This is a genomic window from Acinetobacter entericus (genome assembly GCF_026168575.1).
GTDB lineage: Bacteria > Pseudomonadota > Gammaproteobacteria > Pseudomonadales > Moraxellaceae > Acinetobacter > Acinetobacter bouvetii.
In genome coordinates, this window is record NZ_JAPEQW010000104.1 from 1 (window position 1) to 1,039 (window position 1,039).

A 1,039-nucleotide genomic window follows, 5' to 3' on the forward strand; every position below is an offset into this window, starting at 1 on the left:
GGCTTTGTTGCATAAACATTCAAAAGCTGAGTTCTCCCCAATCCATTCAAATTTAAGACACAACTTGGGTGCGAGGTCTACCTAATTCCGTAAATCTATTCAGAACTGCCACACGCGCATGAATTTCATTGACCTGACTTTGAAAATGTCTTGCCGTCAGCCTATCACCTAATAATTTGATGCAATGCATCTTGGTTTCCACCAAACTACGACGGTGATAACCCGACCATTTTTTCCATAGGGTTCTACCTAAATGTTTAACCGTTTGAAGTAACTCATTTCGTTCTATTGAACTTATTTTAGAATCTTTCCAGGGCTTGGCATTCTTTCTGGGTGGAATTACTGCATGTGCTTGACGATCTGAAATCACTTTTCTGCAGCACTTCGTGTCGTACGCGCCATCGGTATAGACAGAATCTATTCGCTCATCTAGTGGAATTTGATCCAGTAAATCACCTAGTACTTGTGAATCACTGACATTATTTGTAGTAAGCTGAACGGCACGTATTTGCAGTGTTTCAGCATCTATACCAATATGCAGTTTACGCCATTGCCGACGGTATTCAGGCTGATGTTTTTTACGCTTCCATTCGCCTTCACCTATAAACTTTAAACCCGTAGAGTCGACAAGTAGGTGTAACCCATCATGACTTTTCTGATAGCTTATCGCAATATCAATATGCTTTTGTCGTCTACAAAGGGTGGAGTAATCTGGTGCTGTCCAATTCAAGCCACAGAGTTTAATCAGGCTTTGAACAAAGCCAGTAACCATACGTAAAGAAAGACGGAATAGAGATTTGATCATTAAACAGCATTGAATCGCTGTATCGGAATAAGTTTGATTTCGTCCTTGCTTGCCTTGTGGTTGTGCATACCATTGCGTCTTAGGATCAAACCAGATTGAAATATTTCCTCGCTTGATTAAAGCTTGGTTATACGAGGACCAATTGGTTGTACGATAGATTTTAGGTGTAGGCTTCTTCATCTGGAAATTATATTACTGAAGAAGCCTTCAAGAATAGCTTTGTGCAACAAAGCC

1 protein-coding gene is annotated in these 1,039 nt (G+C 40.3%); it reads right to left on the reverse strand.

Annotated features, from left to right (window positions below; genetic code table 11):
- Window positions 1–52: 52 nt before the first annotated feature.
- Window positions 53–985 carry an IS5-like element ISAha3 family transposase gene (locus tag OKC24_RS19720; protein ID WP_265466293.1) on the reverse strand — a complete coding sequence of 311 codons (933 nt, stop codon included), beginning with the start codon at window positions 983–985 and terminating at the stop codon, window positions 53–55.
- Window positions 986–1,039: the final 54 nt, after the last annotated feature.

Excerpts from the sequence above, each read along its gene's own strand:
- OKC24_RS19720 (WP_265466293.1), bottom strand. The coding sequence starts at position 985 with ATGAAGAAGCCTACACCTAAAATCTATCGTACAACCAATTGGTCCTCG.